Origin of the sequence: Anaeromyxobacter oryzisoli, from assembly GCF_022690765.1 — a bacterium.
Taxonomy (GTDB): Bacteria; Myxococcota; Myxococcia; order Myxococcales; family Anaeromyxobacteraceae; genus Anaeromyxobacter; species Anaeromyxobacter oryzisoli.
Genome location: NZ_JALCZA010000153.1, coordinates 1 through 3,311 on the forward strand (window position 1 = coordinate 1; position 3,311 = coordinate 3,311).

The 3,311-nt window shown below is 77.7% G+C and carries 3 protein-coding genes; all 3 read left to right on the top strand.

Annotation, left to right across the window (positions count from 1 at the left end):
- On the top strand, positions 1-916 hold a 916-nt coding region (locus tag MNZ27_RS23005), incomplete at its 5' end, for a VWA domain-containing protein (protein ID WP_242396399.1).
- The gene (locus tag MNZ27_RS23010) at positions 913-1,800 is read left to right on the top strand and encodes a tetratricopeptide repeat protein (RefSeq protein ID WP_242396400.1); all 888 of its coding nucleotides are present in this window, start codon (positions 913-915) and stop codon (positions 1,798-1,800) included. The genes MNZ27_RS23005 and MNZ27_RS23010, both read left to right, overlap by 4 nt.
- Positions 1,781-3,311, top strand: a 1,531-nt coding sequence (locus MNZ27_RS23015) for a BatD family protein (protein ID WP_242396401.1), incomplete at its 3' end; no start/stop codon positions are given. The genes MNZ27_RS23010 and MNZ27_RS23015, both read left to right, overlap by 20 nt.

Genomic DNA, 3,311 nt, shown 5'->3' on the forward strand with positions numbered 1-3,311 from the left:
CGCCGCCGGCGACCTCGGGCCGCGCGTCGCGCCCGGGGCCGGCCTCGCGCGCCCGGCCGCCCGGCTCGGCCTCTGGACCGCGGGGCTCGCCCTCCTCGCCGTCGCCCTCGCCCGGCCGCAGTGCGGGACGCGGACCGAGCTCTCCCGGCGCTGGGGCGTGGACCTCGCGGTGGTCCTCGACGCCTCGCGGTCCATGCAAGCGCGCGACGTGAAGCCCGACCGGCTCCGCCGCGCCCAGCTCGAGATCGCGGATCTCCTCGACCGGCTCGCCGGCGATCGCGTGGCGATCGTCACGTTCGCCGGGGCGTCGTTCGTGCAGTGCCCGCTCACGAGCGACTACGCCGCGGCGAAGCTCTTCCTGCGGGCGGTGGACGCCGACGCCATCCCGCAGCAGGGCACCGCCCTCGCCGACGCGCTCCTGGCGGCACGGGACGTCCTCACCGCGACCGACCACGCCGCCCGCGCGAAGGTGGTGCTCCTCGTCTCCGACGGCGAGGACCACCAGGGCGGCGTGGACGAGGCGGTGCAGGCCCTCGCCGGCGAGGGGATCCGCGTCTTCGCCCTCGCCGTCGGCGGGCGCGACGGCGCGCCCATCCCGGTCCTGGACGAGACCGGCGCCGTGACCGGCTATCGGACGGACCGCCGCGGCGAGCCCGTCGTCACCCGCCTGGACGAGGCCGGGCTCCAGGCGATCGTCGCGAAGGGGAACGGGAAGCTCTACGACGTCGAGGCGCCGGGGCGCGGGATCCCGGCGCTCCGGGCGGAGCTCGACCGGATGGAGAAGTCCGAGCTCGAGGGGCGCGTCACCGTCACCTGGGAGGATCGCTACGCCGTGGCGGCGTTCCCGGCGCTGCTCCTGCTCCTCGCCGCGCTCCTCCTCCCCGAGGCGCGGCCCGCGCCGGAGGGCGACCGATGAGCCTTCGCCCGCGCCGATGGCGGGTGCCGAGCCCGGGCGGCCGGCTCGCGCTCGCCGCCGCGCTCCTCCTCGTCGCCACCGGCTTCTCACCGTTCCAGGCGGAGCAGGACGATGTCCGCGCCGGCAACGAGGAGCTCGCCGGCGGCGATCCCGCCGCCGCCCTCCGCCACTACGACGCGGCCGAGAAGGCCGTCGGGCCGCGGCCGGAGATCGACTACGACCGGGGCAACGCGCTGTACCGCCTCGGCCGTCACGCCGAGGCACGGGACGCCTGGAAGCGCGCGCTCGACCGCGGGGCCGGGCGCCTCGGCACGCGCGCGCTCCAGAACGTCGGGAACGCCCTCGCCGCCGTGGGCGATCGCGACGGGGCGATCGCGGCGTACACGGAGGCGCTCCGCGCCGACCCGAAGAACGAGGACGCGCGCTTCGACCTCGAGGTCCTGCTCCGGCGCAAGGACGCGGGCGAGAGGCCGCCGGAGAAGGCGGGCCAGGGCGGCCAGCGCGAGCAGAAGCCGCAGGACCGGCAGCAGGCGTCCCAGCCGGGCTCGTCGCCGCCGCAGCAGGATCGATCCGGCGAAAAGCAACAGCAGCAGCAGCAACAAGCGCGGCAGCCGTCCGCGCAGCAGGCAGGCGGTCCGGAGCGGCAGGGGCAGCAGGGGGCGGAGCCGCAGACGCGCCCGGACGGGCGGCCGCGCGACGCCGCGGGGCGGCCGGAGGAGACGCCGCGCGCGGGCGCCGGGCGGGAGGAGCGGCCCGCCCCGCTCTCGCGGCAGGATGCGGAGAGGCTGCTCGACGCGCTCCGGGCGCGGGAGCGGAACATGCCGATCGCGCCGGGGCGGGCGCGCAAGGAAGGGCGGAGGGCGGATGCGGAGAAGGACTGGTGAGCGGCTCGTCCTCGGGCACGTGAAGACGATCCTTCACGCCGCGCTCGGGGTCGCGGCGGCGCTGGGGCTGACCCTCGCGCGCCCGGCGGACGCGGCGGACGCGGGCGTCTCGCTCGAGGCGCGGGCCGACCGGACCACGCTCGCGCTCGGCCAGGCGGTCGCGCTCGAGATCCGGCTCGAGGCGTCCGAGGCCCCCTCCTCGCTCGAGCTCGGACAGAGCACGGACTTCCGGGTGGCCTCGCGGGCGCAGTCGCGCCAGTCGTCCTTCACCTTCGGCCCCGGCGGCGCCTCGTCGAGGCAGGTCCTCGTGGTCACGCTCGGGCTCGCGCCGGTCCGCGCCGGCGAGCTCACCGTGCCGCCGGTGGTCGCCGTGGTGAAGGGGAAGCGCTACGAGACGCGCCCCATCGCCGTGAAGGTCCTGCCCGCTGGCGCGAAGGTGCCGGGCCCGCCGCCCGATCCGCAGGCTGGGCCGGCCCCGGATCCGCGGGCGCTCGCCGGGGGCGGCTCCTTCCGCGGCTGGGAGCGCGACCTCGTGCTCGCGGTGCAGGCGGACCGGCGCGAGGTCTTCCTCGGCGAGCAGGTCACGGTCTCGATCTGGCTCTACTCACCGCTGGGGGTCGTCGAGTACGATCGCTTCTCGCCCCCGCGCCACGACGGCTTCTGGGAGGAGGAGCTGGAGACGCCGCGGCGCATCCAGTTCCAGGTGCAGAACGTGAACGGCGTCCCGACCCGCGCGTACCTGCTGCAGCGGGTGGCGCTCTTCCCGACCCGCGCCGGCACGCTCGAGCTCGGGCCGGCGGAGCTGAACGTCGCCGTCCAGCTCGGCGGCGGCTCGATCTTCGACCCGTTCCCGGAGGTGAAGCGGCTGTCGCGGCGCAGCGTCCCCGTGACGATCCGCGTGAAGCCGCTCCCGCCGGGCGCGCCGGCCGGGTTCGACAGCGTGAACGTGGGGAAGCTCTCCCTCCAGGCCACCGCCTCCGGCGCGCGGGTCGCCGCGGGCGAGCCGGTGACGATCCGGCTCACCGCGTCCGGCGAGGGGAACGTCCGCGCCCTCTCGCTCCCGCGCCTCCCCCCGATCCCCGGCGCGAAGGCCTTCGAGCCGACCACCCGGGATCAGGCGGCGCCGCGCGGCACCCGCTTCGGCGGCACGCGCACGCTCGAGACCGTCCTCGTGCCCGAGCGGCAGGGCGAGCTGGTCGTGCCGCGCGTGAGCTGGTCCTGGTTCGATCCGCGGGCGGGCCGGTACGAGGCCGCCACGACGCCCGAGCTGCGCGTGAAGGTCGGGCCGGGCGCCTCCGGCGGCGCGCGCGCGAGCGCCGGCACGAACGCGCTCGCCGCCGGGCTGCGCCCCATCCGCGCCGGCGCCGGGGCAGCGCTCGAGCGACGAAGCGGGCCGCCGTGGCGATCGCCCCTCTTCGCCCTCGCCCTCGCCGTCCCGCCCCTCGCGCTCGCCGCCCTCGCCCTCGCCGACCGGCTCCGCGCCCGGGCCGGGGCGACCGAGGTCCGCCGCC